The organism is Neorhizobium sp. DAR64860/K0K1 (genome assembly GCF_050500205.1).
Classification (GTDB): Bacteria; Pseudomonadota; Alphaproteobacteria; order Rhizobiales; family Rhizobiaceae; genus Neorhizobium; species Neorhizobium soli.
The window spans coordinates 2324693-2349190 of the sequence record NZ_CP191459.1 but is presented as its reverse complement, the minus strand read 5'-3'; the positions used below and the strand labels follow the sequence as shown (position 1 = coordinate 2349190).

Sequence of the window (24498 nt, the reverse complement as noted above, 5' to 3'; positions counted from 1 at the left end):
TCGGTGGGAGTGTATCATCTGTCCCGGTTTAGACCAAGTCGCTTCAGATGATCCGCACCGCAGCCGTACCGATGATGATCAGGGAGACGGCGACCATAAGCGGTTTGGTCGGCAGTCGCTTGACGATCAGCGCTCCAAACGGGGCCGCCAGCACGCCACCGAGGATGAGGCCGAGCGCCGACGACAGTTCGGACCAGCCGAGCGTGGCGATGAAGGTCGCCGAGATCACCGTCGTTACCGCAAATTCGGTGAGGTTCGTGGAGCCGATCACCTTCTTTGGTTCATGGCCGCGGCCGAGAAGCGAACTGGTGACGATCGGTCCCCATCCGCCGCCGCCCATGGCATCCAGCACGCCGCCCGCGCCGCCCACATAGGGCACGATCCGGTCATGCATGTCGCGCCTGAAGGCCGGGCGGAAGGCCTTGTAGAGAATGTAACATCCGACCAGCATCAGATAGACCGAGACGAACGGCTCGATCGCCTTGCCGTCGATACTGGACAGAAGATAGGCGCCGATCGCGCCGCCGACCATGCCGGCCGGCGCCAGCCGTTTGACCAGCCGCCAGTCGACGTTGCGATGGTAGAGATGCGAGGCGCCGGATGCAGCCGTCGTGAAACACTCGGTCACATGCGTCATGGCGCTGGCGACTGCCGGCGGCACGCCGAAAGCAAGCAGACTAGTGGTGGTGAGAACGCCGAAAGCCATGCCGAGCGCGCCATCGATGATCTGCGCGAAAAAGCCGATTGCCACGAAGATCACGAAATCGGACGTCAGAAAGTCGAAGGTCAAGAAATCAAACACGGCAGCCCTCCCGGCAGTGTTTCATGCCCGGAAAAGTCTGCCGTGGTGGAAAAGTTCCCAAACGCTGCCGCCCGCGCGGTCGCGGATGTTACTTGCCAGGTTTTGCCCTCAGCATGTCGGCGGAGATCTCGCCACCCACTTCGGCCTTTTTGGTCTTCTTGTCGTAGGCGCAGATCGTGCTGATCCTGACCTTGGCGCCTTTGGCTTTGCCGGTGACGACCGCAAGCCCATAGGACTGGCTTCCGAACGGATCGACCACGGCCCTTCCGTTCTCGATCAGGTCTTTCGAAGCCGCCACGCAAGCCTTGCCGACGTCAGCCTGAAACGTCGTCCACGCATCGTCGGAAGCGGCCTGGGCCGTCACGGCGCCGGTTGCGCAAACGAGGAGGATCGGTGCCACAAAGTTTTTCATCGTCAATTTTCTCCGGTTTCTGCATTCGGTGCGAAAGCGATTGATTCCTCTCGCTAATGCTTGGAAAATTCAGCAATTTCTTGTCGATTGAGCGGTTGTTTTTGGAAGGTTCACCGTTGCCTCTTCCCCATCGCGCTCCTATGTTCCAGCACGACCTTCACCCACGGTGTTTGCCAAAAGGAGTATACCAATGGCTTTCGAACTTCCCGAACTTCCATACGATTACGAAGCCCTTGCGCCCTTCATGTCGAAGGAAACGCTGGAATACCACCACGACAAGCACCACAAGGCCTATGTCGACAACGGCAACAAGCTGGCGGCAGAAGCCGGCATGGCTGAGCTGTCGGTCGAAGACGTCGTCAAGAAGTCCTTCGGCACCAACCAGGGCCTCTTCAACAATGCTGCCCAGCATTACAACCACGTCCATTTCTGGAAGTGGATGAAGAAGGATGGCGGCGGAAACAAGCTGCCGGGCAAGCTCGAAACCGCGATCGCATCCGATCTCGGCGGCTACGACAAGTTCAAGGCTGATTTCATCGCAGCCGGCACCACGCAGTTTGGCTCCGGCTGGGCCTGGCTTTCGGTCAAGGATGGCAAGCTCGTCATCTCCAAGACCCCGAACGGCGAAAACCCGCTGGTTCACGGCGCAGAGCCGATCCTCGGCGTCGACGTCTGGGAACATTCCTATTACATCGACTATCGCAACGCCCGCCCGAAGTATCTCGAGGCGTTCGTCGATAGCCTGATCAACTGGGATTACGTGCTGGAACGCTACGAAGCCGCGTCCAAGTAAGCGCAGTTCATTGCTGATTTCCCAGACACCCGGTGCCGCAAGGCGCCGGGTGTTTTCGTTTCTGTTCACCCGAAGTCTGATCAAGCCTGGCTATCGTCAGGCGCCGCTGTCCGCCCACGCGCGGCCGATCTGAAGCGCTTGAAAAACATGACTTTGCCTTGGGTTTGACGACTTCTAGAATCGAGCGCTAAATTACGAAATCGTGACTTCTTTCGGTCATGTAAGCTTGCCATCATCATTACGCGAATGCGTTGATGATGTGAGACGCAGACATCACATCGTTTTAGGGATCGGAGCCGGAAATGAAATTCAGAACTATCGCCATGACGACCGCGGCACTCTGTCTCGGCTTCACCGCTGTCCTTGCGCAGGATGCGGTGGTCGAGAAGCGCGAACAGATGATGAAGCAGGTGGCCGCCTCCACGGCAGCCATGCGCAACATCGCCAAAGGCGACAAACCCTACGACGCCGATGCCATCAAGACCGCGCTGACCACGATCAGCACCAATATGAAGGCCTTCCCGGACCAGTTCCCTGTCGGATCCGAAGCCAATTCGGAAGCATCGCCGGCGATCTGGAAGAACGAAGCCGATTTCCGCGCCAAAGCGAACAAGCTTGCCTCCGATGCCGACATGATCCTCGCTTCGATGCCGACCGATGCCGCAGGCGTCCAGAAGGCCGTTGGGACGCTCGGCGCCAATTGCGGCTCCTGCCACGAGACCTACCGCCTGAAGAAGTAGCGCACGCCTACATGCTTGAACGGCTGTCGCAAAGGCAGCCGTTCCGTTCCGCGTTGATGTCGGAGAAGGATCGGGCGATGGCCGCAAGATGGGCAAAAATCATGGGCATCGGAGTGGTCGTTGTCGCCGCCGGCGCCGTTGCGGCCTGGGCGCTAACAAAGCCCCAGCCGCATGACGCCGGATATTGGTCGAGCGTCGGTCAGCCCGATCTTGCCAAGGGCGAGCAACTGTTCTGGGCGGGCGGCTGTGCTGGCTGTCACGCGGCAGAAGGTGCAGAAGGCGACGCCGCAAAGATCCTGTCCGGCGGACTGGCGCTCAGAAGCCCGTTCGGCACCTTCCACGTCCCCAACATCTCGCCGGATCCCAAGGCCGGCGTCGGTTCCTGGACGCTCGCGCAATTCGGCGATGCGATGACGAGGGGCGTCGGCCCGGGTGGCGAGCATCTCTACCCGTCCTTTCCCTACGGCTCCTACGCGCGCCTGTCGGCAGCCGACGTCAATGACCTCTACGGCTACATGAAGACCCTGCCGCCCAGCAGCAATGTCGCGCCGCCGCACGAATTGGGCTTTCCGTTCAACCAGCGGCTCGCGGTCGGCGTCTGGAAACTCCTCTATTTCGACGACGGCCCACGCGTCGAACTCGCTTCCGCCGATGATAAGGTCAAACGCGGCCAGTTCCTGGTCGAAGGTCCCGGCCATTGCGGCGAGTGCCATACGCCCCGCAACGCGCTCGGTGGCTTCGAAAAAGGACAGTGGCTGGCCGGCGGCCCCAACCCGGAAGGGCAGGGCAGCATTCCCAACATTACCCCCGGCTCCAAGGATATCGGCGGCTGGAGCGAGGACGAGATCACCGAATACCTCTCGACCGGCTTTACCCCCGATTTCGACAGCGTCGGCGGATCCATGGTGGAGGTTCAGAAGAACATCGCGCATCTGCCGAAAAGCGACCTGCAGGCCATCGCCGCCTATCTGAAGGCGGTGCCGGCTAGGTGAGGCTGGCGTGCTTGCCGCACGACGTTGTTGTGCTATATTTATAGCACATACGAGGTGAGACATGACCATCATTACCAAGATCAGGCGGCAGGGCGGGGCAGCCGTCGTGACAATTCCGCCTGCCATTCTCAAGACGATGGAACTGCAGGTCGGCGATCAGCTGTCGCTGGAAATGCACGACGGTGAACTCGTCGTAAAGCCGATCAGAAAGACCCAGCGGCGCTATAAGCTTAGCGAGTTGCTCGAAGGCGGCGAGGTCGTCTCCAGCCTGAATGCGGACATGGCCTGGGTGATGGAGGGAGACCCCGTCGGGCACGAAATTTCATGATGGTCCGCAGCAACGTCCCCAATCGCGGCGATGTTTTCTGGATCGATCCCAACCCTGTCGCGGGCCGGGAGATGAAGAACAGGCATCGGTTCGTCGTGATCACCCCGCGGGCGATCAACGCATTGGGAGTCAGCATGACGGTGCCGATCACCACCGGTGGCGCCTTGACCCGGGACGTCGGTCTGGCCGTCGTTGTCACCGGCCACGATACGACGGGGATCGCCGTCTGTAATCAGGTTCGCAGCTTCGATATACCGGCCAGAATACTGGCCAAGACCGCGAAATACATCGAGACATTGGACGAGGCGACGATGGATGACATCGTCGCTCGTGTGGTCAGCGCGATCGATCCCGCGTCGGAATAACGTGGTTGCGCTGCACTGACAGTATGGTCTGTCCCGCTCATTCGGACGGTATTGCCGTGTCCCAGCCTCACACCAACGTCTGCATATACCGCATGCCCGTCACCGGGCGTGGCTTGAAATCCATCTGTTCGTAGAACTTGTGGGCGGCAAAGTTGCCGGTGGCGGCGCTGACCGAGAGATAGCCGCAGCCTGCATTGCGGGCCATGTCGCGGGCGCGCGAGACGAGATGCTGGCCGATGCCGTGGCCACGGTGACCGTCGCGCACGAACAGGTGGTGCAGGTCCATGCCGCGGCTTCCCTCCTGCGCGCGGTAGAGCGGCACGAGAATGGCGTAGCCGATCAGGGCGTCGCCCGCATCCGCAACCAGTGCGGTGATCCAGGGCAGGTCGCCGAACAGGTCGCGTTCCAGCATTTCGGGTGTAATGTCGGCCAGATCGTTGTGATGCGCGGCAAGGGCTGCGATCATCTCTTTCAACTGCGGCAGATCGTGGCGTTTGGCGGCGCGGATCGTCACCACGGCCGGGCGCGGCAGTGAGATCTCGCTGTCTTCGATCGAAATCGGGGGCATTCCGGCATTCCTTTTCGGTCTCGTCGTGCCGTCAGGTGCCCTTAGAAACAACCAAGCCGCCTGACGGCGGCTTGTTGACATGATGAACTGTCGAGCCGCCCTTTACAGGTAGGCCCAAAAATACGTTGCGGCGGTGGTGGTGCACGTAATCATCATGACAACTTTCTGCGCCGGAATAAAATGCTTGTCAAGCGGGTGTTGATGACTGTCTCGGTGGCGAGAGGAGTGCTACAGTCAGTGCTGTCTTGAAAGCGAGGGCCGTGATGAAGAACATCGCGTTGAGCAAGGACGCAGAGCGTTTCATCAGAAAACAGATCGAGTCCGGCCGCTTCGAGAATGCCGATGAGGTCATTGATGCCGGTCTCCAGATGCTTGCAAGCAACGAGCAGCCCTTGGAGGAATGGCTCCGGAATGAAATTCCGGGCCGGTATGACGAGCTGATCGAGGGCAGGGCAGAGGGCGTTTCGATTGACGATGCTTTCTCGCGTCTGGAAGACAGGCACCGCGCCCGCCTTGCCGCCGAAGCGAAATCTGCCGACGAAGGCCGATAAGGTCCATGGGGAACCGGTATGCGATCATCTTGCATCCGGAAGCCGAGCGTGAAGTTGCAGAGTTCTACGATTACGTCGCTGACCGTGCCGGCCCGACCGTCGCCTGGACCTATGTGACGAAACTGCGTGCTTTTCTCAATGGTCTCGCTGATTTTCCGGAGCGAGGAACATTGCGCGAGAGCGAGGTCCCGGGCATCCGTATCATCGGCTATCGGCGCAGTGTCAGCATAGCCTTTGTCGTCCGCTCTTCCGAGGTGATCATCCTCGGTCTCTTCTTCAGTGGCCTTCTGGTGAGCGATGACATACTGCGCAACCGCCTCTAACCCCTCAATGCTCCCCCTCGCAAAGCCCGTGATCCGAGAGTGACCGGATCACGTAACAGTCCTTGATCGCGTGGTTGCCGTCGCAGTGGGACACGATGCGCTCGAGTTCCTCCTCAAGCTTCTTCAGCTTGGCGATCTTTTCGCGCACGCCGGAAAGGTGCTCTGCGGCAATCCGATCGATATCGCCGCAGGGCTGTTGCGGATGCGAACCGAGCGCGATCAGCTCACGGATCGCGGATATGTCGAGGCCGAGATCGCGGGCGTGACGGATGAAGGCCAGCCGATCGAGATCGCTGCGCTCGTAGCGCCGCTGGTTCCCGTCAGATCGCGTGGCGGCGGCAAGCAGGCCCATCTGCTCGTAATAGCGGATGGTGGGCACCTTGACGCCGGTTCTTTTGGAAAGATCGCCGATCGATAGCATGGCAGGCTCAAACCTCTAATGTCTGGAGGTTGAGATAGGACGCATTTGCCACAGGTACAAGGATCAGCGTGTTGGCTTGAAGGGCGCCTTCAGGGAATGTTAACCCTGAACGGGGATTGTCACCGCGGTGACGGGCCATGATCGATCAGACGTTGATCAGGAGAATTCCTGGTAGATGTCCTGAACCCAGGCCTGCTGCACGGGAGCGGTCGCGCCGCTTGTGGCAAAGGTCGAAGCGCTGTCGTCGCCGGCATCGAGGGCCCACAGGGCGCTCACCAGCGAGCTTGCAAACAGTGTGCTGCTGCCGGTCAGCGAACCGCTGGAACGGGTAGACGCAGGTGTGTCGCGCTGCTGGGTTTCGTCCTGCTTGCGATCGATGTCGACCGCCCGCTGGGGGTAGTTGTAGCCGCTGAGGCCACTATCGATCTTCATGGCACCGCCTCGATCTCGCTTGGGTTAAGCAAGAGTTAACGCCTGAAGCTTGCGCGAAGCTTGCGCCGGGAGATATCCGGCCGGTTTTGGGGCTTGACAGCGCTCCTGGGACGTATTCGCACCGCCGCCATTTCTGTCGAAAAATCAGCGATCTGACGGGAAAACCGAACGCCGCCAGGGCATATGCGCGTTTCCGCATATCCAAAACGATTTTTCCCACAAAAAAAGCCGCAGCACCCGATCGAGGCGCTGCGGCGATTGTCATTCGAGGTGACCGATTCTGCGGCGATCCGCCCGGTCAGGCTTTCCCGGCCACCTTGATCGCGAATGCATATTCGAAGGCGATCTCTTCCAGACGCTGGAAACGCCCCGACTTTCCGCCATGGCCGGCAGCCATGTTGGTCTTGAGCAGGATCGGTGCCGAGCCGGTCGAGAATTCGCGAAGCTTCGCCACCCACTTGGTCGGTTCCCAGTAGGTCACGCGTGGATCGGTGAGGCCGGAAATCGCAAGGATCGGCGGATAGGGTTTTGCACCCACGTTGTCGTAAGGGCTGTATGCCGCGATCCACTGGTACTCTTCCAGGCTCTCGATCGGGTTGCCCCATTCCGGCCATTCCGGCGGCGTCAGCGGCAGCGTATCGTCGAGCATGGTGTTGAGCACATCGACGAACGGAACGGCCGCGATAATGCCCGCGAACTTTTCCGGCGCCATGTTGGCGATCGCGCCCATCAGCATACCGCCGGCCGAACCTCCTTCGGCAATGATGTTCTCATAGGACGTGAAGCCCTCGGCCACGAGGTGGTCGGCAGCGGCGATGAAATCCTTGAACGTGTTTTCCTTGGCTTCCATCTTGCCGTCTTCGTACCAGGCAAAACCCTTGTCCTTGCCGCCGCGGATATGGGCGATGGCATAGATGAAGCCACGATCCGCCAGTGACAGGTTGTTGGTGGAGAACGATGCGGGGATGGTCATCCCATAGGCACCGTAGCCGTAGAGCAGGCAGGGCGCGGTGCCGTCGAGCGGCGTGTCCTTGCGGTAGAGCAGCGACACGGGCACCAGCTCGCCGTTATGGGACGGGGCCATCACGCGGCGGGTCACGTAATCTGCGGCATTGTGGCCGGAGGGGATCTCCTGCGTCTTCAAAAGCGTGCGCGTCCGGCTCACCATATCGTAGTCGTAGAGCTGGGTCGGCGTCGTCATCGACGAATAGGAAAAGCGGATGACGGTGCTGTCATATTCGGCAGCGCCGGAAAGCCCCAGCGAATAGGCTTCTTCGGCAAAGGCGATCGAATGTTCCTCGCCGGTCCGGCGGTCGCGGATGATGATCTCCGGCAGACCCTGGTTGCGCTGCAGCCAGATCAGGTGCTGCTCATAGGCCATGTGCGAAATGATCAGCCGGCCGGGCTCGTGCGGTACGATCTCTTTCCAGTTTTCCTTGCCCGGTGCCGCAAACGGCGCCTCGACGATCTTGAAGTCCTTGGCATCGCCGTCATTGGTCAGGATGTAGAAGACATCGCCGCCTTCGGTCATCGAATACTCGATGCCCTCTTCGCGCGCCGCCACCAGCTTCGGCTCGGCGTTAAGGTCGGACGTCGGGATGAGGCGGTATTCCGAGGTTTCGTGGTCGTGGATGTCGATATAGATCACGTCGTCCAGCAGTGATCCGCCGACGCCCATGAAGAAGCCCGGATCCTTTTCCTCAAACACCAGCCGGTCATCCGACTGCGGCGTGCCGAGAATGTGGTGGAAGACCTTGGAGGGGCGGTGGTTCTCGTCCTGCAGCGTATAGAAGAAGCTCTTGCCATCAGGCGCCCAGACGCCGCCACCGGCGGTGTTTTCCAGGAGGTCTGACATGTCCTCGCCGGTCGAGAGATCGCGAACCCGCAGGGTAAAATATTCCGAACCCTTGTCGTCGTAACCCCAGATGCCCTTGGAATGATCCGTCGCATGGTCGATGCCGGCCAGACGGAAATAGTCCTTGCCCGTCGCTTCCTTGTCGCCGTCAAGCAGGATCGTCTGATCGCCGCCGTCGCGCGGGGTGCGGAAATACTTTGGCTGCTCGCCGCCGGTGACGAACAGCGATCCGTAGGCAAACGGTCCGTCCTTCATCGGCACGGAGGAATCGTCTTCCTTGATGCGACCGCGCATTTCGGCAAACAGCGTCTTCTGCAATGGAGCCGTGTCGCCCATCGCCGCTTCCATATAGGCGTTCTCGCCCTCCAGATGGGTGCGGATCTCAGGATCGAGGATCGACGGATCCTTGAACATCTGCTGCCAGTTGTCGGCCCGGAACCAGGCATAGTCGTCTTTGCGGGTGATGCCATGACGGGTATCCGTCACCGGCTTCTTCGCCGCGACCGGAGGCGTGGGCAGATTTTCGAACGGCATTTTCGGGGAGGGGGCCAAGGAAGCACTCCGAAGTCATGAAAGGAGTGCCAGAGATAGGGGCGGCCGGACCATGAGGCAAGCGGGCAAGCCGCGTGAGCCTACTTCTTCTCAGGCTCGCGGGACTTGGCGAGAGGTGCGAGGTCACGGTGCTGCTGCCAGAATATGAAGGCGACGACCAATGATAGCCCGTTGCCACTCATCAGGAATACCATCGCCAGTTCGGCTGTCATCTGTTCAGTCCGCTTTGCATGATGCCGATTCCGGTCCCGACCACCTAAAGAATATGCGCCAGGATAATTCCCGCTCTGGTAGGTGGTCAACGACGAATCCGTCTTTTAGTTTCCGCCCCGTCCGAGTCACTTTGGATAGGATTCCATGACGATACTGCTGCCCGCCCGGGCATCCATGACAGGCGCTCTCTTGATTTGCGCCGCCTCCACCCTGCCTGCCCACGCGCTCGACGGCCGCATTGTTCGCCAGCTGAACGCCCTTGCACCGGAAGAAAGAGTTGAACAGCGCTGCGATCTCGAGGCGATGGATCGCCTGCGCAAGGAAGGCGACTTCCGCCCCGACAAGGTGATTGCATACACGTTTTCAGACCCGGTCGGGAACGACAACGGCCTCAAGGCAACCGGCGCAGCGTTCCGCAGCGGCGGTGACTGGTTCAAGCTGAGATTCAAGTGCGAGACCAACGCTGAAGGGCTCAGTGTCACCGCCTTCGACTACAAGGTCGGGTCGAAGATCCCGCGCGAGGAATGGGACAAGTACTACCTTTACGACTGACGGGTCGCCGACATCGCCGGGCTTTAGCCCGGCAGATGCGGAACGGTCTTCTTTTCTGGAAACAGTTCCGACAGTACGGTCATCATGATCAGCGACAGGGGCAGCGCCAGCATGGCGCCGACGGCACCCCACATCCATGTCCAGAACAGGATGGCGACGAACACGACAAAGGGATTGATCTCCCACTGCCGACCCATGATCGCGGGGAAGATCAGGTTTTCCATCAGCAAGTGCACCGAGAAGAACACGATCGCGGGCAGCAGTCCAAGGAGAAGGGTGTCATGCGTGATGATGCCACCTGCTGCAACCGCGAGGGTCATGATCGTGATCCCGAGAAACGGGATGAAGCTCGACAGGAATGCGAACAGACCCCAGAGAAGCGGCATGCTGAGGCCGCCGAAATAGGCGATTGCGATCATCACGACGCCAAGACCGAGATAGAGCACGCTCGCAGTCGCAAAATAATAGCCGAGAACCTGATCGATTGCGTTCAGCACACGAATCGCAATCAGCCTCTGGTGACGCCGCGGGAAGGCGAGGATGAGGGTACGGCGAAGTCTGAGCCTGCCGTAGAGAAACAGAAGCAGCGCCGCAAAGAAGATCATGCCCTGCACGACGGCCGGCGTCAGATTGGCGGTAACGACGCTGAGGATGTTGCCGGAATTCTCCAACAGTGCCTGCATCGACATCGGCCCGGTTTCAAACGTGGCCGGCGAGATGTTCAGCCATTCCTGGCGCTGCAGAAATGGCATCATCCGGTCGATCATGCGTTGCAGAAAGCTCGGACCTTCCTGGATCATCATCGCAAACGGTTCGGCCAGCGCGTTGACGACCAGAAAGACCGCGGCGAACACAGCGCTGGAGAGGATGATTGCAATGCCGAATTTGGGTACGCCCAGGCGGCCAAGCTTGTCCGCCACCAGACCGAGAATCAGTCCGACGACGACGGCAAGCGTGACAGGGATAAGCACCAGCGACATCATGTGGACGATGGCGAAGAACACGATCGCAAAGATGCCGATCACGGCCCAGGCCTTGGCGACTTCCAGCGCCTCGCGCCCCAGCACGAGGCTCTCATCGGCGTCTTCGCTCTCCAGGCCGGAAATGACGGCATCCTTGCGATGCGCAGACCGGTTGGCGGCAAAGTCGATCAGCCGTTTTTTAGGATTGGCTGCGCGCGTGCTCGTCATGGCCATGAATTGTCTGATGTCCTCGTTGTCGCGATCAACGCAAAAACAGTGTTCCGGTTCCGGAATACTGCTCAGGTTTACGATCGCAACGATCAGGAATTCAGCGCGCGTTACGCAGCAAGCGTCAGGCCGATGCCCCACGGGTCTCTGAGAGCCCAGCCCTCGGCGGTTTTGGTTGTCGCGATTTCGTGCTTTTCCAGTGCGGAAAGAGCATTCGCCAGGGCCGACTGATCGTTGAACTTCACGGTGTAATCGGAAAGCCCGGTCATGTTTTCAAGCCGGGTCGTGGCGCCGCGGCTGTTCCAAACGTTGGCAGCGATATGGTGATGATAGTCGCCAGTCGCGAAAAAGCTCGCACCGGGATACCGCGCCATGATCTTCAGGCCCAGCACGTCGCGGTAAAAGGCGTCCGCCTGCGGAATGTCGCCGACCTGAAGATGGATATGACCGAGCGCAGTACCCTCAGCCATTCCGGCAAATGCCGCCTGGGGCGCACTGTTATAAAGCTCCTGAAGGTTCAGCCGGTCGGTCGCCATCGCCACGGTGCCGTCCTGATGGTAGGTCCATTCCGTAGGCGTGCGATCGCGGTAGATCTCGATGCCGTTGCCTTCGGGATCGGAAAGATAGAGCGCCTCGCTCACCAGATGATCCGATGCGCCTTCGAGCTGGATATTGTTATGCGCTGCATGGGCCAGCCATTGGGCAAGCTCAAGGCGACCGGGCACCAGAAAGGCCGTGTGAAAGAGGCCGGCCGCATTGCGCGGCGCGCGGGCCACGTTGCCGCCCGTCGTCAGCGTCAGAAGCGGCACGCCGGCGACGCCCAGAACCTCACCGCTCGGCGTCTTTTCAAGCACCGAAAGCCCGATGATTTTCTGGTAGAAACCGGAGACGCGAGCAAGATCGTTGACGACGAGATGCGCCCGCCCGACATGCAGCGGGCGGCTGAGTGCAAACGGCTGCTTCTGTTCTGTCATAATCTGTCCTCCAGCTTTCAACGGGATCGAAATGACGACGCGCCATGCCAATCTTTCCACAGTTATGCGCGCCATCGATCGTTCACGATAGTGAGCAGTTCGGCGATAGATTGTTCTCGATTTATTGACGCTGGGGCGGCCACCTCTAGCCGTACAGGCTTGATTGCCGCCGTTCCCGCACCATCCGGAACCGGCTCGTGCAGCCAGAGTTTTGGGCTCATGACCAAGAGTTGAAACCATCGGAAATTTATTGTGAATCGCGCAGTCTTGCCAAGCTTTCCGCTCGGCCCCATTCTTGGCACCGGTATGGAAGGTGGGTAATGAGCGATCTCTTCAAATTTGGCAGAAACTACGATTTTCACGAGATCGTCGCGGATGGGATTGTCCATGGCATCGGACTGGTCTTCGCCCTGATCGGCGCCACGGCCCTGATCTTTTACGCCACCATGTGGTCGAGCCATGGCGAGATCGTTGCCGCCTGGATTTACGGGATCGGGCTGATCCTTTGCCTGTCGATCTCGTTTACCTACAATATATGGCCGCACTCGCCGACCAAGTGGCTGCTGCGGCGGTTTGACCATTCGGCGATCTTCATCCTGATCGCCGCCACCTATACGCCATTCCTCCAGCGCGGCGCCTCCGACCCGTGGATCTTCGGGATGCTGATCGCGATCTGGGCCACAGCGATTTTCGGTATCCTGATCAAATGCTTTTTCCCCGGCCGGTTCGACCGGCTGACCATCCTTCTCTATCTGGCCATGGGCTGGAGCGGGTTGATGGTTGCCGAACCTGTCTCGGCCTATCTGCCGCCGATCTCCGCATTGCTGATTGTTATCGGCGGCCTGATCTATTCGCTCGGCGTCATCTTCCACGTGTGGGAAAGACTGCGCTTCCAGAATGCCATCTGGCACTCTTTCGTCGTCGCGGCGGCTGCCGTCCACTACAGTGCAGTCATGACCTGCTTCAGCCTGTCGGCCAGCGCCTGACCGATCGTGTCCACAAGACGCCAGCCCGCTTTACACACTGCGGCCGTCTGATAAAGTGGACGGGCAATCACTATAATGGACGATAGCCAGTGCCCCCTTTGATCCGCGATGCCACCGAAGCCGACCTGCCGGCGATCCTCGAGATCTATAACGACGCCGTCGCCAATACGACGGCGATCTGGAACGAGACGCTGGTCGATCTCGCCAACCGTCGCGACTGGTTTGCTGCACGCCGGGCAAGGGGCTTTCCTGTTCTGGTCGCCGACGAGGACGGGGTCGTCAAAGGCTACGCATCCTACGGCGACTGGCGCGCCTTCGAGGGATTCAGGCATACGGTGGAACATTCCGTCTATGTGCACCGCGAGGCCCGCGGCGAGGGCATCGGCCGTCTTCTGATGCGCGAGCTGATAACCCGCGCCGCGTCGAATGGCATTCATGTGATGATCGCCTGCGTCGAAGCGGGCAACGCCGCCTCCATCCGTCTGCATGAAAGGCTCGGGTTCCGCCTGACCGGCACGTTTTCCGAAGTCGGCATCAAGTTCGGCCGCTGGCTCGATCTTGCCTGCATGGAGCTCAGGGTCGCGGGCTGACGTCCTTCGCTTTCTCATGGCACTTCCGTCCGAACGGCCTATATGCTGGCTGACATCGCATTCGCATCAATCGCATGACGACGAAGGATCTTTCCATGGATATCAAGCGTGTTGGCTCGCAGGCCTCCAAGAAGCAGCCGGCAGAGTATTTCACCGGCACAGTCCGCCTCGATCCACTGAATTCCGCACCGGCACCGGCCCGCGTCGTTGCAGCATCGGTCACGTTCGAACCCGGCGCCCGCACCAACTGGCACACCCATCCGCTCGGCCAGACGCTGGTTGTCACCTCGGGTTCCGGCCTCACCCAGACCTGGGGTGGCCCGGTCCGGGTAATCCGCGCCGGTGATGTCGTCTGGTTTTCGCCGGGCGAAAAGCACTGGCACGGCGCATCGTCGCAGACGGCCATGACCCATATTGCCATCGGGGAAGCGCTCGACGGCAAGACCGCCGACTGGATGGAGGCGGTCAGCGACGATCAATATGCGATTCCCCCGGAAACCGTCTGATCGTCATCTAACCGACGCGCAGGGTAGGCAATCCTGCGCCTCAAGCCTGAAATTTGCCAGGAGAGCCGCATGTCCGCTGCATCAGATGATACTATGACCCGTATCGCCAACGATCGTATCTCCGTTGAAATCTCACCCCTCGGTGCGGAAATGCAGTCGCTGAAGACGGCGGATGGCCGCAACTTTCTCTGGAACGGCGACGCCGCCTTCTGGGCCGGCCGCTCGCCGATCCTCTTCCCGATCGTCGGCAAGGCGCCCTCCGATACCGTGGTAATCGAAGGCAAACCCTATCCGATGGCGCAGCACGGTTTTGCCCGCCGCTCGACCTTCGCGCTCGCCGCCTCCGACGAGACCAGCTGCCGCTTCGAGCTTGCATCATCCGATACCACCCGCAGCGTCTACCCGTTCGATTTCCGCCTCGCCGTCACCCATTCGATCGATGGTTCGAAACTCACGATTTCGGCGGAGGTGGAAAACCGCAGCGACCGGCCCATGCCGTTCGGCCTCGGTTTCCACACCGCCTTCCTCTGGCCGCTGCCGGGTGGAGAAGGCCAGGCCCATACGATCGTGCTCGACAACGGTGGCGAACCGGCGATGACGCGCCTGTCCGGCGGGCTGATCGACCCGACCCCACTTGCCTCGCCGTTCACGTCCGGCAAGCTGACGCTGTCGCACGACATGTTCGATGAAGACGCAATGATCTTTGCAGAAGGTGCCGGAACGGGTCTGACCTATGCGGCGGAAGGCGGCCCGGAGCTGAAATTTTCCTTCGACAACCTGCCAAACCTCGCGCTCTGGCAAAAGCTCAACGGCCCTTTCCTCTGCATCGAGCCCTGGCACGGAACGGCCGCCCAGAACGGGACCAGTGCCGATCTCGAATCGCGTCCCTACACCGTCATGCTGCCCGCAGGGCAAACCGCGCGATTTGCGTTCACGGTCGAGTTGCCGGGGTAAGCCAAACGAAAACAGCGGCCCGGATGGGGCCGCTGTCAATTTCAAGTCGGTACTTTGGTGACATCCGTCCCGCTGACTAATCTGCCGGGCGGAAATTCATCGAGTGGCCGTTGATGCAGTAGCGCAGGCCGGTCGGTGGCGGGCCGTCTGGGAAGACGTGGCCGAGATGGCCGTTGCAGGTGGCGCAGCGGACTTCGGTGCGCACCATGCCGTGCGTGGTATCACGCATTTCGGTCACCGCATCGGGGCTGACGGCCTCGAAGTAGCTCGGCCAGCCGCAGCCGCTGTCGAACTTGGTATCCGACACGAACAGATCCGTGCCGCAACCGGCGCAGCTGTAGATGCCTTTATCCTTGGCGTTCCAGTACGGCCCGGTAAAGGGACGCTCCGTGCCCGCCTGGCGCAAGATCTGATACTGCTCGGGCGTCAGCTCTTCGCGCCATTCTGCATCTGTCTTCTGGACTTTCTTGGTGATGACGTCGGACATCTGAACCATCCTTTCATTGTAAGCCATAGATAGGTGCGTTCAGCCTGTCGATAAAGGTCACGGTGCCGTGTTTCTTGCCCGTCAATGCTTGAGGGACAGACGGGTTTCCCTTAGAAACCGTGGGGCGCTGCCGCTCGGCAGGGATTTGCGAGGATACTCAACGGGAGGGGACCATGGCCGCCACCACGCCGGCATTGACCTTCGCGGCACTCATGCTGCCGTTTCTTGCAGCACTTCTTGCCCCCATGCTCTCGCGCCTGATGGGCCATCGCGCAGCGCTTGTTCTCGCACTCGCACCCGCCTTGGCATGCCTGCATTTCCTGAGCTTCCTTCCGGAAATTGCCGCCGGAGAATCTGCCACGGGCGGCTATGTCTGGGTGCCGAGTTTCAACCTGTCCTTCTCCTGGTTTCTCGACGGCCTGTCGCTCACCTTCGCGCTGCTGATCACCGGCATCGGCACGCTGATCGTGCTGTATTCTGGCGCCTACATGAAGGGCCACCCACAGCAGGGCCGCTTCCTCGCCTTCATCCTGTTCTTTATGGGTGCCATGCTGGGATTGGTCGTCTCCGACAGTTTTCTCATGCTGTTCGTCTATTGGGAACTGACCTCGATCGCCTCCTTCCTGCTGATCGGCTTCGATCACGACCGGGCAGAGGCACGAAGGGCTGCGCTGCAGGCGCTGGTCGTCACCGGCGGCGGCGGGTTGGCGCTTCTTGCCGGCCTTGTTCTCCTCTGGAACGTCACCGGCATCACCCAGCTGTCGCTGCTTCTGCATTCGGGCCTACCGCTCAGCGCCAGCCCCCAGTATTTCGCCATCCTTCTTCTGGTTCTCGCCGGCTGCTTTACCAAGTCGGCTCAGTTTCCGTTCCATTTCTGGCTGCCCAACGCCATGCAGGCGCCGACGCCCGTCTCGGCCTACCTGCATTCCGCAACCATGGTAAAGGCCGGCGTCTATCTCCTGATGCGGCTTCAGCCGGTTCTCGGCGATACGCCCGCCTGGGAAATCCTGCTTCCCTTCTTCGGCGGCATCACGCTGATCTCCGGCGCGCTTCTCGGGTTGAGGCAGACCGACCTCAAGATGATGCTCGCCTACACGACGATGGCCTCGCTCGGCCTCATGGTGATGCTGACCGGGTTCGGCTCCGACCATGCGATCGAGGCCGCGGTGCTTTATCTCATCGCCCATTCGCTGTTCAAAGGCGCGCTGTTCATGGTGGCCGGCGCCATCGACCACGAGACGGGCACGCGCGAGATCTCGAAACTCGGCGGCCTGCGCAAGGCGATGCCCGTCACCTTTGCAGCGGCAGCGCTTGCGGCCCTCTCCATGGCCGGCCTGCCGCTGTTCTTCGGATTTCTCGCCAAGGAAGAGATCTATCTGGCGCTCGTCGACGGCAATCCGCGAGCGATCTTCTTTCTCTGCCTCGCCGTCATCGGCAACGCGCTGATGGGAGCGCTGGCGCTGGCGATCGGTTTCAAGCCTTTTCTCGGTCCAAACCGCCCGGATCTTGGGCCCGTCCATGAAGGGCCATGGGGCCTGTGGCTCGGCCCCGTCGTTCTCGCGCTGCTCGGACTTTTCGCGGGCATTTTCTCAGGCACCGCGCACCAGTATTTTTCGACGCCCATGGCAAGCGCCGTGCTGCATGAAAACACGGTCATCGACATCTCCACCGTGCCGCATCTCGGCCTGCCGCTTCTCCTCTCGGCCCTCACCCTGATTCTTGCGGGTCTGGTCCTGTGGCAGTTGGAGACGGCACGCGGGTTGATGCGAAGACTGTTCGATGCGCTCGGTCCCGGGCCCGATCGCGGTTTCGACCATGCCGTTCAAGGCCTGATCCGCCTGTCAGTCGTCTTGACCCGCATTCTCCAGCCCGGCCGGCTGGAAATCTATGTCACCGCCACCTTCATCCTTTTGGCGCTTACCCTGCTGGTGCCGCCCTTCCTGTTCAACGAATTCCCGGCCATGCCGGCGTTCCCGCAGACCGTTGCCCTGCACGAATGGGTGTTTCTCGGCATTGCCGTGATCGGTGTTGCGGCGGTGCTGCGCGCGGCCGACCGGCTGACGGCAATCGTCGCGCTCGGCATCCAGGGCTTTGCCATCGCCGTTCTCTTCCTCCTGTTTGGCGCGCCGGATCTGTCGTTCACCCAGTTCATGGTCGAAACGCTCTCGGTCGTCATTCTGGCGCTGGTCATGACGCGCCTCCGTCTGACGCCGTCCGATCACCGGCCGCTCCTCCAGCGCCTGTTCGACGGCACGATAGCGCTCGCCTGCGGCACCGGCTTTACGCTGCTGCTGCTGAAATCCGTGGAGACGCCGTTCGACAACGCGCTGACGGATTTCTTCAACGCCTATTCCAAGGTCATCGCCCACGGCGCCAACGTCGTGAACGTCATCATCGTCGACTTCCGCGGCGTTGACACGCTGGGCGAAATCGCCGTCGTCATGATCACCGGGCTCTCGGTTCTGGCGCTCGTCCGGGTCCGGGCGGGGACGAAGACCGAACTTGGGGCAGGGGGTGCGAAACGGACGGCGACAGCTATCCCCATTGGAAAGACAGCGGCCAAAGCCCCAACCACCAAAGCCCCGCAGGCCAAACCATCGACCGGGAGACCAGACCGATGATCAAAGCCCGGACACTTCCCCGAACGTCCCTCATTCCTGTGCTTGTCACAGGAACCCAGCCCCGGCGCGTCCGCGCCGTGAATGACGCGTCTCGCGCGACCACCTCTCCCGCACCCAAGGACTTGGGTGCGCTGGATGCCTGTGACGAGCACAGGAATGAGGGGAGTGTGGAGCAACGTCGCGCTGGCAGGGTGGAGCGCAGTCGTGCTGGACGGCTGGGCCACAGGAATACGGCAAGGCTGAACCACAGGAACGAGCGGCGGGTGACAGAAAGCTTCGAACAGGTGTCCCTGCCATGAACACCATCATTCTTCGCACCGTCGCCCCGGTCGTCACTGCACTGACGCTGCTCTTTTCGGTCTTTGTTCTTTTGCGCGGCCATAACGAGCCGGGCGGCGGATTTATCGGCGGTCTGATCGCTGTGTCGGGTCTGGCGATCTACGGGATTGCGTTCGGCACCGGTGCGGTGCGCCGGGCCTTGCGCTTTCATCCGATGGCAATCGCCGGGGCGGGCCTTCTGATCGCCATGCTGTCGGGCCTCGTGTCGATCTTTGCCGGCGTGCCCTTCATGACCGGGCTGTGGATCACGCCGAGCCTGTTCGGCACGGACATTCCGCTGTCGACGGTCATATCCTTCGATCTCGGCGTTTACCTCGTCGTGCTCGGCGCCATCACCTCGATCGTGCTGGCGCTGGAACAGGAACCCGGTCCTGAGTTTCCCGCTCCGGCACTGCGCGGCACGACGTCGCGGCGCGCCGAAACGGCTGCGTCCGCAAGAGAGGGCGCGCCAGATCCGGTGACAAAGAAGAAGCGCCGCAAATCGGGAGGAAAACGCTGATGGAAACGCCGCTCGCGATCCTGATCGGCCTGTTCTTTTCGGCCGCGATCTATCTCATGCTGTCGAAATTCACCGTCCGTATTCTCCTTGGCGTCGTGCTGCTCGGCAATGGCGTCAACCTGCTGCTGTTTACCGCCGGCGGCCTGACGCGTTCGGTCCCGGCGATCATTCCGGCGGGCGCAGACACGCTGTCCCATACCGCCGCCAACCCGCTGCCGCAGGCGCTGATCCTGACGGCTATCGTGATTTCGTTTTCGTTCTTCGCTTTTCTCCTCGTGCTCACCTACCGCGCTTTTCAGGATCTCGGCAGCGACAATTCCGACGAGATGCGACTGGCGGAACCCCGCGACGAACCATCGCCGCCGATGGGATATTGAGGACGATTGATGGCATCCCCCGCAACATCCCCCGTTGATCTCGCAGCCGCCCTGGTCCTCACCCCGCCGCCGCTCGGCGACTGGCTGGTGATCCTGCCCGTCGTGCTGATGATCGGCGCCGGCGCAATTCTCCTGATGGTGCGCAAGTCCGTCCGCCTCCACGGCGCGATCGCCATTGCAGCGCTGCTTCTGCTCGTCCTCGTCAATGGAAGCCTGCTTTTGCGGGTGATCGAAAACGGTCCGGTGACGATGGTGATGGGCCGCTGGCTGCCGCCCTTCGGCATCGCCTTCACGGCCGATCTGTTTGGTGCCACGATGGCACTGACGGCCTCGCTCGTGGCACTCGCCGCCGGCATCTTCGCGCTCAGGGATATCGATGGCTCCGGACGGCGCTACGGTTTTTATCCCTTCCTGATGCTGCTGATGGCGGGCGTCTCGGGTGCCTTCCTCACCGGCGACATCTTCAACCTCTATGTCTGGTTCGAGGTCCTGCTGATTTCCTCGTTCGGCCTTCTGATCCTGGGATCACGACCCGAACAGATCGATGGCGCGCTCAAATACGCGGTCCTGAACCTGATCGCCACGACGCTGTTCCTGATCTCGGTCGGGTATCTCTATTCGCTGTTTGGCACGCTCAACATGGCCGATATTGCGCTGAAGGCCGGCGACCTCTCGGGCACGGCACCGCTCGTCACGCTGACGGCGCTGTTTACCTTTGCCTTTGCCATGAAGGCGGCAGCCTTTCCGCTCAACTTCTGGCTGCCCGCCTCCTATCACACGCCGCGCATCGTCGTGTCGGCGCTGTTCGGCGCGCTCCTCACCAAGGTTGGCATCTACGCGCTGATCCGCGTCACGGTCATGCTTCTGCCGGTGGAGCGAGAGGTGCTGAGCCCCGCCATCGCCACACTCGCCATTCTGACACTGATAACGGGTGCCCTGGGTGCGCTGGCGCAGAGCGATATCCGCAAACTTGCCGGCTACCTTGTCATCGCCGGCATCGGCAACATGCTGGCGGGCGTGGCGATCGGGTCTCCGGCCGCCATTTCCGGCGCCATCTTTTATGCGCTGCATTCGATGGTGGCGATGACGGCGCTCTATCTCGTGGTCGGCGAGGCGGCGCGCCGCGCAAGCCTGCTTTCCGGGGACGAAAACCAAGCAAACCGCTGGTCGCTGCATACGCTCGGCGGGCTCTACCGGTCGTCGCCGGGTTTCACGGCGGTGTCGCTTCTTGTGTTCCTCGCTGTCGCCGGCCTGCCGCCGCTGTCGGGTCTGTGGCCGAAGATCATGCTTCTGAAAGCCGCGATGGACATCAACGCATGGTGGCTTGCCGCCGCCATTCTCGTCTCTTCCTTTCTCGTCACCCTCACGCTTGGCCGGATCGTGCTTCTTGCCTACTGGCGGCAGGGGCCTGAATCCGCGGCCGGCCTTGAGCGACAGACCGCAGTTCGCGGTGACTGGCGGCTGTCGCTGCCGCTTGGCGCGCTTGTTCTGCTGCTCGCCGGTTTCGGTCTGTTTCCGGAACGTCTCCTGTCGCTGACACAATCGGCCGCCGAGGGACTTGCCGGCCCGTCCGCCTATATCCGTTCGGTCTTTCCGGACGCCCTGCCGTCGGGAGGCATAAGATGACGTCATTCATCCGCGCTTGCGTCTTTGCCGTCATCTGGGTGGCGATCACGGGCAGCGCCACCATCCTCAACCTTGTGTTCGGCTTTGCCGTCGCAGCGCTCGCGCTCTGGGTCGTGCGTGGCGAGATCGACCGCGCCAGCCGTAAGATGCGGATAGGCCGGATGCTCTCGCTCCTCGTCCTGTTTATCAGGGAACTGGCGATGTCGGCCTGGAAGGTCGCGGTCCTTGTCACGAGGCCGAGGCTCGACGTCAAACCCGGAATTTTCGCCTTTCCATTGACGGTCAGCCGCGATTTCGAGATCACGCTGCTTGCCAACCTCATCACGCTCACGCCGGGCACCCTGTCGGTGGATGTCTCGGCCGACCGCAAGTTCCTCTTCGTGCACGCGCTTGACGCCTCCGATATCGACGCGACCAAGCGGGAAATCGCGGATGGCTTCGAGCGCAAGATCCTGGAGGCATTCGAATGACCGTGTCCGATCCGTCCCTGGCCGCGACGATCCTGTCTGTCTCCACCTGGATTGCCATGGCGGTCCTGTCGGTCGCGTTCCTGTTGACGATCCGGCGGGTGGTGGCGGGGCCGACGCTGCCGGACCGTGTGCTTGCGCTCGACATGCTGGTCGGCATCGTCATCGGCTTTATCGCGCTGATTGCCATCCGAACCGGCTTCAACCTCTATATCGATATCGCCATCGCGCTCGGCCTCGTCGGCTTCCTGTCGACCGTCGCCTTTGCCCGCTTCATCATGCCGCGCGTCACCGATGCCGCGAAAGATCCAGCGACATCCGGCAAGACACGCGTGCAAAGGAGGAAACGCTGATGGATCTCGTCGTTTCGCTTGTCGTCTCCGTCCTCGTCCTTGCCGGCGCCTGCTTTTCGCTGATTGCCGCAATCGGCATCAACCGGCTGCCGGATCTCTATACCCGCATGCACGCAGCCTCGAAGGCTGGCACGGTCGGTTCGGGTCTGCTGCTGCTCGCTGTCGGGGTCTATGCCGAGGATCTGCCGGTCCTTGCCCGCGCAATTGCAGGCTTTCTGTTCTTCGTCCTGACGGCCCCGGTTTCGGCGCATCTTCTGGCCGTCGCTGCCCGCCGCGCCGGCTATCCGATGAGCGAACATTCGCTCCACGATGAGATGAAAGCGCACGAAGAATCAATATAGAGGCCGCAGTTCGAGCTATAAGACCGTCATAAAGGCGTCTTTTTTCGATACACTATCAGTTATCAGGTCTTCCCCCGGCTTTACCATCAGAATTCGATCGGCATTACTAGATTTCGCAGTTGGATTTTGGGGGTCCGGATGCTAATTCAGGTGCAGTAGAACCCTGAAATTGTTCTCTTGCGGATTATTTCTCGTGTAAAACGCACAATACGTCTCAGAATTGTGTGCCTATGCGGGAATTGTCCGAAGTAAACAATGTCCGGTGGTATTTATGATCGGCTTTGCGCGCGAAACTTAGGGGTAGGTTTCAGTCTTCGGACAGTGCGCGGGCAGTGGAATGCCATCGTGGTTCTGCAGGATGCGGGTGTTGGTCGGCTCTCGCAACCGTCCGCGAATTACGAACAGGAGACGAAAATGACAGAAATCGCATTGGGCAAAGGCCCGGACCTGCTGGTGGAACTGACAGCAGATATCGTGGCTGCCTATGTGAGCAACCACGTCGTTCCGGTCGGCGACCTTTCAGGACTGATTGCCGACGTTCATACGGCACTGAGTGGCACGGCATCGCCAACGCCCGTCGTGGCCGTGGTTGAAAAGCCGAAGCCGCCGGTCCCGATCAAGAAGTCCATCGAGGACGATTACCTGATCTGCCTGGAAGACGGCATGAAGTTCAAGTCGCTGAAGCGACACCTCATGACCCATTACAACATGACGCCGGAAGAATACCGCGAAAAGTGGGGCCTGCCGTCCGACTATCCGATGGTCGCTCCCGCCTATGCGGAAGCCCGCTCGCGTCTTGCAAAGGAAATGGGCCTCGGTCAGCGCCGCAAGCGCGCCAAGGCTTGATCAGCCTTTAACAGACGTCAGCAGTAACACTGCCAATCAAGAGAACCGGGCGCATGCCCGGTTTTTTGTTGTCTGATGATAGGAAAAAAATCATAGTTAGATTCCTGATGCTTAGCTCGGATGGCGGCCGCTAGGGTGCATTTCGTATTTCCATCCGCCTCTTCCTCCGCTACCGTATGTGAATTAATTCCTAGAAGTGGAGGAGCTGTCATGCCTGCCGAACCGTCCGCCGGGGCAATACCCGTTTCGCCCAGCCTCAGCGTTTCCGGCCGTTCCACCGCACGGATGGCCGCCGGCGCATCCGCGCCTTCCGGGGTGACGCTTCGAATCGGTCGAAAGCCGAAACCCACATGCCTGATCGTGTTTCAGCTCGTCTCGGAAATGGTGTTCCTCTTCGGAGACCGGGTCATGGTCCGGCGCGACCGCCGAAGGCTTGCCGCCCATTCCCGCCAGATCGCCATGTATGTCTGCCACGTGGCGCTGTCGATCTCGGTCGATGACATCGCCGCAAGCTTCGGCCGGGAGCGCTCGACCGTCGCCCATGCCTGCCATCTGGTCGAGGACCGTCGCGACAACCCGGCCTTTGACGATTTCGTTTCCGCCGTCGAACGGATGGTCACCTCCGTCTTCGGTGAAGCGGATGAGGGCTGAGGCTGAAAGAGGAGACGGGTCGATGAAGGATGAAAAGAGCAAAGAGCGTCTGCGTCTTGTGCGCTTGCTGCGCCAGCTTTTGAAAAACGACGGCGCGATCTCGGATGTCGAGACGGCGCATGGTCGCGACCTCGTGCACCAGGCCGTGTCGCTCGGCCTTGCTGTCCAGCAGGATGGCCGGCTTTCGGCGTCGGCTGAGGCCATGTCCTATCTGCGCCGGGCGATGGTGGAACGGGAGGAAGAGGGGTTTGCCGCTCAGCATGGCGAGATCGAACGGGTCGGGCTGGTGGTGGAGGGCACACGCCAGACGGTCCGCCGCAATCTCGCCGAATCGCCGCTCGGCACTGTCGCAAGGCTGAAGGACAGGGACGGGTCGGCCTTCCTGCCATCAGCCGCCGTCGAGGCGGGTGAGCGGCTGCTTGCCGATTTCACCCGCGGCCAGCTGCAGCCGAAGATCACCGCCTCGTGGGAGCCGCGCCTGTCCAGCCGTGCTGATGGCGGGCGCGGCGGACAGGCGGATGTGGCCGGCAGCGCCCTTGACGCACGACGCCGGTTTGGTGCGGCGGTGGAGGCGATGGGACCGGAACTGTCGGGCGTCGCCGTCGACGTCTGCTGCTTTTCGAAAGGGCTGGAACTGGTCGAACGGGAGCGGCAATGGCCGGCACGCTCGGCAAAGCTGATGCTGCGCACCGCACTTCTTGCTCTCGGCCGGCACTACGATCCGCCGCGGCCGGATCCCCGCCGCCGCAGCCACAGTTGGGGAGCAGATGATTACCGGCCGATCCTCTGACG

General features: G+C 61.0%; 31 protein-coding genes and 1 pseudogene. 22 read left to right on the top strand and 10 right to left on the bottom strand.

Annotation, left to right across the window (positions count from 1 at the left end; genetic code table 11):
* Positions 1–43: 43 nt before the first annotated feature.
* Together ACQY1J_RS16125 and ACQY1J_RS16120 are read right to left on the bottom strand one after the other, a co-directional pair.
* A complete protein-coding gene (locus ACQY1J_RS16125; protein ID WP_430251969.1) occupies positions 44–775 on the bottom strand; it encodes a sulfite exporter TauE/SafE family protein in 732 nt (243 codons plus the stop codon).
* A gap of 115 nt (positions 776–890) precedes the next feature.
* The gene (locus tag ACQY1J_RS16120) at positions 891–1214 is read right to left on the bottom strand and encodes a hypothetical protein (RefSeq protein ID WP_192086857.1); all 324 of its coding nucleotides are present in this window, start codon (positions 1212–1214) and stop codon (positions 891–893) included.
* Between the two features lie 190 nt (positions 1215–1404).
* Between ACQY1J_RS16120 and ACQY1J_RS16115 the strand changes: the two genes are divergently transcribed.
* The 5 genes from ACQY1J_RS16115 (at position 1405) to ACQY1J_RS16095 (ending at position 4432) form a co-directional block, all read left to right on the top strand.
* On the top strand, positions 1405–2007 hold the full coding sequence (locus ACQY1J_RS16115) for a superoxide dismutase (RefSeq protein WP_113111233.1): 603 nt from the start codon (positions 1405–1407) through the stop codon (positions 2005–2007).
* Between the two features lie 302 nt (positions 2008–2309).
* Positions 2310–2747 (top strand): c-type cytochrome, encoded by a 438-nt coding sequence (locus tag ACQY1J_RS16110; protein WP_062579617.1) that lies wholly within the window; start codon positions 2310–2312, stop codon positions 2745–2747.
* Positions 2748–2824: 77 nt separating this feature from the next.
* Positions 2825–3739, top strand: coding sequence for a c-type cytochrome (locus tag ACQY1J_RS16105; protein WP_430250306.1), 915 nt, complete (start codon positions 2825–2827; stop codon positions 3737–3739).
* A 61-nt stretch (positions 3740–3800) separates the two neighbouring features.
* The gene (locus tag ACQY1J_RS16100; protein ID WP_092661629.1) at positions 3801–4067 is read left to right on the top strand and encodes an AbrB/MazE/SpoVT family DNA-binding domain-containing protein; all 267 of its coding nucleotides are present in this window, start codon (positions 3801–3803) and stop codon (positions 4065–4067) included.
* Positions 4064–4432, top strand: coding sequence for a type II toxin-antitoxin system PemK/MazF family toxin (locus ACQY1J_RS16095; protein ID WP_113165201.1), 369 nt, complete (start codon positions 4064–4066; stop codon positions 4430–4432). Before ACQY1J_RS16100 ends, ACQY1J_RS16095 begins: the two co-directional genes overlap by 4 nt.
* A 67-nt stretch (positions 4433–4499) precedes the next feature.
* On the opposite strand, the gene ACQY1J_RS16090 is transcribed toward ACQY1J_RS16095, so the two are convergent.
* The gene (locus ACQY1J_RS16090; RefSeq protein ID WP_082476155.1) at positions 4500–5081 is read right to left on the bottom strand and encodes a GNAT family N-acetyltransferase; all 582 of its coding nucleotides are present in this window, start codon (positions 5079–5081) and stop codon (positions 4500–4502) included.
* 182 nt (positions 5082–5263) lie between these two features.
* Here ACQY1J_RS16090 and ACQY1J_RS16085 point away from each other — a divergent pair, with 182 nt between their 5' ends.
* Together ACQY1J_RS16085 and ACQY1J_RS16080 are read left to right on the top strand one after the other, a co-directional pair.
* The gene (locus ACQY1J_RS16085; protein WP_184654763.1) at positions 5264–5551 is read left to right on the top strand and encodes a type II toxin-antitoxin system ParD family antitoxin; all 288 of its coding nucleotides are present in this window, start codon (positions 5264–5266) and stop codon (positions 5549–5551) included.
* Between the two features lie 5 nt (positions 5552–5556).
* Positions 5557–5874 carry a type II toxin-antitoxin system RelE/ParE family toxin gene (locus tag ACQY1J_RS16080; protein ID WP_430250305.1) on the top strand — a complete coding sequence of 106 codons (318 nt, stop codon included), beginning with the start codon at positions 5557–5559 and terminating at the stop codon, positions 5872–5874.
* A gap of 4 nt (positions 5875–5878) precedes the next feature.
* On the opposite strand, the gene ACQY1J_RS16075 is transcribed toward ACQY1J_RS16080, so the two are convergent.
* From ACQY1J_RS16075 to ACQY1J_RS16060, 4 genes are all read right to left on the bottom strand, one after another.
* Positions 5879–6295, bottom strand: a complete 417-nt coding sequence (locus ACQY1J_RS16075) for a MerR family transcriptional regulator (RefSeq protein WP_430250304.1) — start codon at positions 6293–6295, stop codon at positions 5879–5881.
* Positions 6296–6451: 156 nt separating this feature from the next.
* The gene (locus ACQY1J_RS16070) at positions 6452–6727 is read right to left on the bottom strand and encodes a hypothetical protein (RefSeq protein WP_062579631.1); all 276 of its coding nucleotides are present in this window, start codon (positions 6725–6727) and stop codon (positions 6452–6454) included.
* A 298-nt stretch (positions 6728–7025) separates the two neighbouring features.
* Positions 7026–9116 (bottom strand): S9 family peptidase, encoded by a 2091-nt coding sequence (locus ACQY1J_RS16065; protein ID WP_430251967.1) that lies wholly within the window; start codon positions 9114–9116, stop codon positions 7026–7028.
* 98 nt (positions 9117–9214) lie between these two features.
* A complete protein-coding gene (locus tag ACQY1J_RS16060) occupies positions 9215–9346 on the bottom strand; it encodes a hypothetical protein (RefSeq protein WP_430250303.1) in 132 nt (43 codons plus the stop codon).
* 145 nt (positions 9347–9491) lie between these two features.
* Here ACQY1J_RS16060 and ACQY1J_RS16055 point away from each other — a divergent pair, with 145 nt between their 5' ends.
* Positions 9492–9899: a DUF930 domain-containing protein gene (locus ACQY1J_RS16055; protein ID WP_430250302.1), complete on the top strand. Its 408-nt coding sequence runs from the start codon at positions 9492–9494 to the stop codon at positions 9897–9899.
* Between the two features lie 23 nt (positions 9900–9922).
* Here ACQY1J_RS16055 and ACQY1J_RS16050 read toward each other — a convergent pair whose 3' ends face one another.
* Positions 9923–11095, bottom strand: a complete 1173-nt coding sequence (locus ACQY1J_RS16050) for an AI-2E family transporter (RefSeq protein ID WP_174195839.1) — start codon at positions 11093–11095, stop codon at positions 9923–9925.
* 104 nt (positions 11096–11199) lie between these two features.
* On the bottom strand, positions 11200–12063 hold the full coding sequence (locus ACQY1J_RS16045; protein ID WP_430250301.1) for a VOC family protein: 864 nt from the start codon (positions 12061–12063) through the stop codon (positions 11200–11202).
* A gap of 320 nt (positions 12064–12383) precedes the next feature.
* Between ACQY1J_RS16045 and trhA the strand changes: the two genes are divergently transcribed.
* The 4 genes from trhA (at position 12384) to ACQY1J_RS16025 (ending at position 15099) form a co-directional block, all read left to right on the top strand.
* A complete protein-coding gene (gene trhA, locus ACQY1J_RS16040; RefSeq protein WP_062453491.1) occupies positions 12384–13049 on the top strand; it encodes a PAQR family membrane homeostasis protein TrhA in 666 nt (221 codons plus the stop codon).
* 89 nt (positions 13050–13138) lie between these two features.
* Positions 13139–13639: a GNAT family N-acetyltransferase gene (locus ACQY1J_RS16035; protein ID WP_062453490.1), complete on the top strand. Its 501-nt coding sequence runs from the start codon at positions 13139–13141 to the stop codon at positions 13637–13639.
* Positions 13640–13734: 95 nt separating this feature from the next.
* Positions 13735–14145: a (R)-mandelonitrile lyase gene (locus ACQY1J_RS16030; protein WP_092661642.1), complete on the top strand. Its 411-nt coding sequence runs from the start codon at positions 13735–13737 to the stop codon at positions 14143–14145.
* Positions 14146–14214: 69 nt separating this feature from the next.
* Entirely contained in the window at positions 14215–15099 is an 885-nt protein-coding gene (locus tag ACQY1J_RS16025; protein WP_430250300.1) for an aldose 1-epimerase family protein, read from the top strand.
* A 76-nt stretch (positions 15100–15175) separates the two neighbouring features.
* On the opposite strand, the gene msrB is transcribed toward ACQY1J_RS16025, so the two are convergent.
* Positions 15176–15586: a peptide-methionine (R)-S-oxide reductase MsrB gene (msrB, locus tag ACQY1J_RS16020; protein ID WP_430250299.1), complete on the bottom strand. Its 411-nt coding sequence runs from the start codon at positions 15584–15586 to the stop codon at positions 15176–15178.
* 173 nt (positions 15587–15759) lie between these two features.
* On the opposite strand from msrB, the gene ACQY1J_RS16015 reads away from it, so the two are divergent.
* The 10 genes and pseudogenes from ACQY1J_RS16015 (at position 15760) to ACQY1J_RS15970 (ending at position 24496) form a co-directional block, all read left to right on the top strand.
* Positions 15760–18207, top strand: coding sequence for a putative monovalent cation/H+ antiporter subunit A (locus ACQY1J_RS16015; protein ID WP_430250298.1), 2448 nt, complete (start codon positions 15760–15762; stop codon positions 18205–18207).
* A 295-nt stretch (positions 18208–18502) separates the two neighbouring features.
* Positions 18503–18910 (top strand): annotated as a pseudogene (locus tag ACQY1J_RS16010) (Na+/H+ antiporter subunit B); the annotation flags it as partial.
* A gap of 134 nt (positions 18911–19044) precedes the next feature.
* Positions 19045–19422 (top strand): Na+/H+ antiporter subunit C, encoded by a 378-nt coding sequence (locus ACQY1J_RS16005; protein WP_062453487.1) that lies wholly within the window; start codon positions 19045–19047, stop codon positions 19420–19422.
* Positions 19423–19431: 9 nt separating this feature from the next.
* Complete coding sequence (locus tag ACQY1J_RS16000) at positions 19432–21048, top strand: Na+/H+ antiporter subunit D (protein WP_430250297.1); 1617 nt, start codon at positions 19432–19434, stop codon at positions 21046–21048.
* Positions 21045–21518, top strand: a complete 474-nt coding sequence (locus ACQY1J_RS15995) for a Na+/H+ antiporter subunit E (RefSeq protein ID WP_062453485.1) — start codon at positions 21045–21047, stop codon at positions 21516–21518. The genes ACQY1J_RS16000 and ACQY1J_RS15995 overlap by 4 nt, the downstream gene beginning before the upstream one ends.
* A 56-nt stretch (positions 21519–21574) precedes the next feature.
* Entirely contained in the window at positions 21575–21868 is a 294-nt protein-coding gene (locus tag ACQY1J_RS15990; RefSeq protein WP_425503217.1) for a cation:proton antiporter, read from the top strand.
* Positions 21865–22209: a monovalent cation/H(+) antiporter subunit G gene (gene mnhG, locus ACQY1J_RS15985; RefSeq protein WP_244474029.1), complete on the top strand. Its 345-nt coding sequence runs from the start codon at positions 21865–21867 to the stop codon at positions 22207–22209. The genes ACQY1J_RS15990 and mnhG overlap by 4 nt, the downstream gene beginning before the upstream one ends.
* 414 nt (positions 22210–22623) lie before the next feature.
* Complete coding sequence (locus ACQY1J_RS15980) at positions 22624–23055, top strand: MucR family transcriptional regulator (RefSeq protein WP_062453483.1); 432 nt, start codon at positions 22624–22626, stop codon at positions 23053–23055.
* Between the two features lie 210 nt (positions 23056–23265).
* Entirely contained in the window at positions 23266–23706 is a 441-nt protein-coding gene (locus tag ACQY1J_RS15975) for a helix-turn-helix domain-containing protein (protein ID WP_082471862.1), read from the top strand.
* 22 nt (positions 23707–23728) lie between these two features.
* Positions 23729–24496: a DUF6456 domain-containing protein gene (locus tag ACQY1J_RS15970; RefSeq protein WP_192076615.1), complete on the top strand. Its 768-nt coding sequence runs from the start codon at positions 23729–23731 to the stop codon at positions 24494–24496.
* The last annotated feature ends 2 nt before the right edge of the window (positions 24497–24498 follow it).

What these genes read in the sequence shown, in the direction of transcription:
- ACQY1J_RS16000 (WP_430250297.1), top strand. Translation starts at nt 19,432, where the DNA reads ATGGCATCCCCCGCAACATCCCCCGTTGATCTCGCAGCCGCCCTGGTC.
- ACQY1J_RS16075 (WP_430250304.1), bottom strand. Translation starts at nt 6,295, where the DNA reads ATGCTATCGATCGGCGATCTTTCCAAAAGAACCGGCGTCAAGGTGCCC.
- ACQY1J_RS16090 (WP_082476155.1), bottom strand. Translation starts at nt 5,081, where the DNA reads ATGTCAACAAGCCGCCGTCAGGCGGCTTGGTTGTTTCTAAGGGCACCT.
- ACQY1J_RS16100 (WP_092661629.1), top strand. Translation starts at nt 3,801, where the DNA reads ATGACCATCATTACCAAGATCAGGCGGCAGGGCGGGGCAGCCGTCGTG.
- ACQY1J_RS16105 (WP_430250306.1), top strand. Translation starts at nt 2,825, where the DNA reads ATGGCCGCAAGATGGGCAAAAATCATGGGCATCGGAGTGGTCGTTGTC.
- ACQY1J_RS15995 (WP_062453485.1), top strand. Translation starts at nt 21,045, where the DNA reads ATGACGTCATTCATCCGCGCTTGCGTCTTTGCCGTCATCTGGGTGGCG.
- ACQY1J_RS16045 (WP_430250301.1), bottom strand. Translation starts at nt 12,063, where the DNA reads ATGACAGAACAGAAGCAGCCGTTTGCACTCAGCCGCCCGCTGCATGTC.
- ACQY1J_RS15980 (WP_062453483.1), top strand. Translation starts at nt 22,624, where the DNA reads ATGACAGAAATCGCATTGGGCAAAGGCCCGGACCTGCTGGTGGAACTG.
- ACQY1J_RS16085 (WP_184654763.1), top strand. Translation starts at nt 5,264, where the DNA reads ATGAAGAACATCGCGTTGAGCAAGGACGCAGAGCGTTTCATCAGAAAA.
- ACQY1J_RS15990 (WP_425503217.1), top strand. Translation starts at nt 21,575, where the DNA reads ATGGCGGTCCTGTCGGTCGCGTTCCTGTTGACGATCCGGCGGGTGGTG.
- ACQY1J_RS16115 (WP_113111233.1), top strand. Translation starts at nt 1,405, where the DNA reads ATGGCTTTCGAACTTCCCGAACTTCCATACGATTACGAAGCCCTTGCG.
- ACQY1J_RS16050 (WP_174195839.1), bottom strand. Translation starts at nt 11,095, where the DNA reads ATGGCCATGACGAGCACGCGCGCAGCCAATCCTAAAAAACGGCTGATC.
- ACQY1J_RS16080 (WP_430250305.1), top strand. Translation starts at nt 5,557, where the DNA reads ATGGGGAACCGGTATGCGATCATCTTGCATCCGGAAGCCGAGCGTGAA.
- ACQY1J_RS16060 (WP_430250303.1), bottom strand. Translation starts at nt 9,346, where the DNA reads ATGACAGCCGAACTGGCGATGGTATTCCTGATGAGTGGCAACGGGCTA.
- ACQY1J_RS16030 (WP_092661642.1), top strand. Translation starts at nt 13,735, where the DNA reads ATGGATATCAAGCGTGTTGGCTCGCAGGCCTCCAAGAAGCAGCCGGCA.
- ACQY1J_RS16070 (WP_062579631.1), bottom strand. Translation starts at nt 6,727, where the DNA reads ATGAAGATCGATAGTGGCCTCAGCGGCTACAACTACCCCCAGCGGGCG.
- ACQY1J_RS16095 (WP_113165201.1), top strand. Translation starts at nt 4,064, where the DNA reads ATGATGGTCCGCAGCAACGTCCCCAATCGCGGCGATGTTTTCTGGATC.
- msrB (WP_430250299.1), bottom strand. Translation starts at nt 15,586, where the DNA reads ATGTCCGACGTCATCACCAAGAAAGTCCAGAAGACAGATGCAGAATGG.
- ACQY1J_RS16005 (WP_062453487.1), top strand. Translation starts at nt 19,045, where the DNA reads ATGGAAACGCCGCTCGCGATCCTGATCGGCCTGTTCTTTTCGGCCGCG.
- ACQY1J_RS16110 (WP_062579617.1), top strand. Translation starts at nt 2,310, where the DNA reads ATGAAATTCAGAACTATCGCCATGACGACCGCGGCACTCTGTCTCGGC.
- ACQY1J_RS16025 (WP_430250300.1), top strand. Translation starts at nt 14,215, where the DNA reads ATGTCCGCTGCATCAGATGATACTATGACCCGTATCGCCAACGATCGT.
- ACQY1J_RS16120 (WP_192086857.1), bottom strand. Translation starts at nt 1,214, where the DNA reads ATGAAAAACTTTGTGGCACCGATCCTCCTCGTTTGCGCAACCGGCGCC.
- ACQY1J_RS16065 (WP_430251967.1), bottom strand. Translation starts at nt 9,116, where the DNA reads ATGCCGTTCGAAAATCTGCCCACGCCTCCGGTCGCGGCGAAGAAGCCG.
- ACQY1J_RS16015 (WP_430250298.1), top strand. Translation starts at nt 15,760, where the DNA reads ATGGCCGCCACCACGCCGGCATTGACCTTCGCGGCACTCATGCTGCCG.
- ACQY1J_RS16055 (WP_430250302.1), top strand. Translation starts at nt 9,492, where the DNA reads ATGACGATACTGCTGCCCGCCCGGGCATCCATGACAGGCGCTCTCTTG.
- ACQY1J_RS15975 (WP_082471862.1), top strand. Translation starts at nt 23,266, where the DNA reads ATGCCTGCCGAACCGTCCGCCGGGGCAATACCCGTTTCGCCCAGCCTC.
- trhA (WP_062453491.1), top strand. Translation starts at nt 12,384, where the DNA reads ATGAGCGATCTCTTCAAATTTGGCAGAAACTACGATTTTCACGAGATC.
- ACQY1J_RS15970 (WP_192076615.1), top strand. Translation starts at nt 23,729, where the DNA reads ATGAAGGATGAAAAGAGCAAAGAGCGTCTGCGTCTTGTGCGCTTGCTG.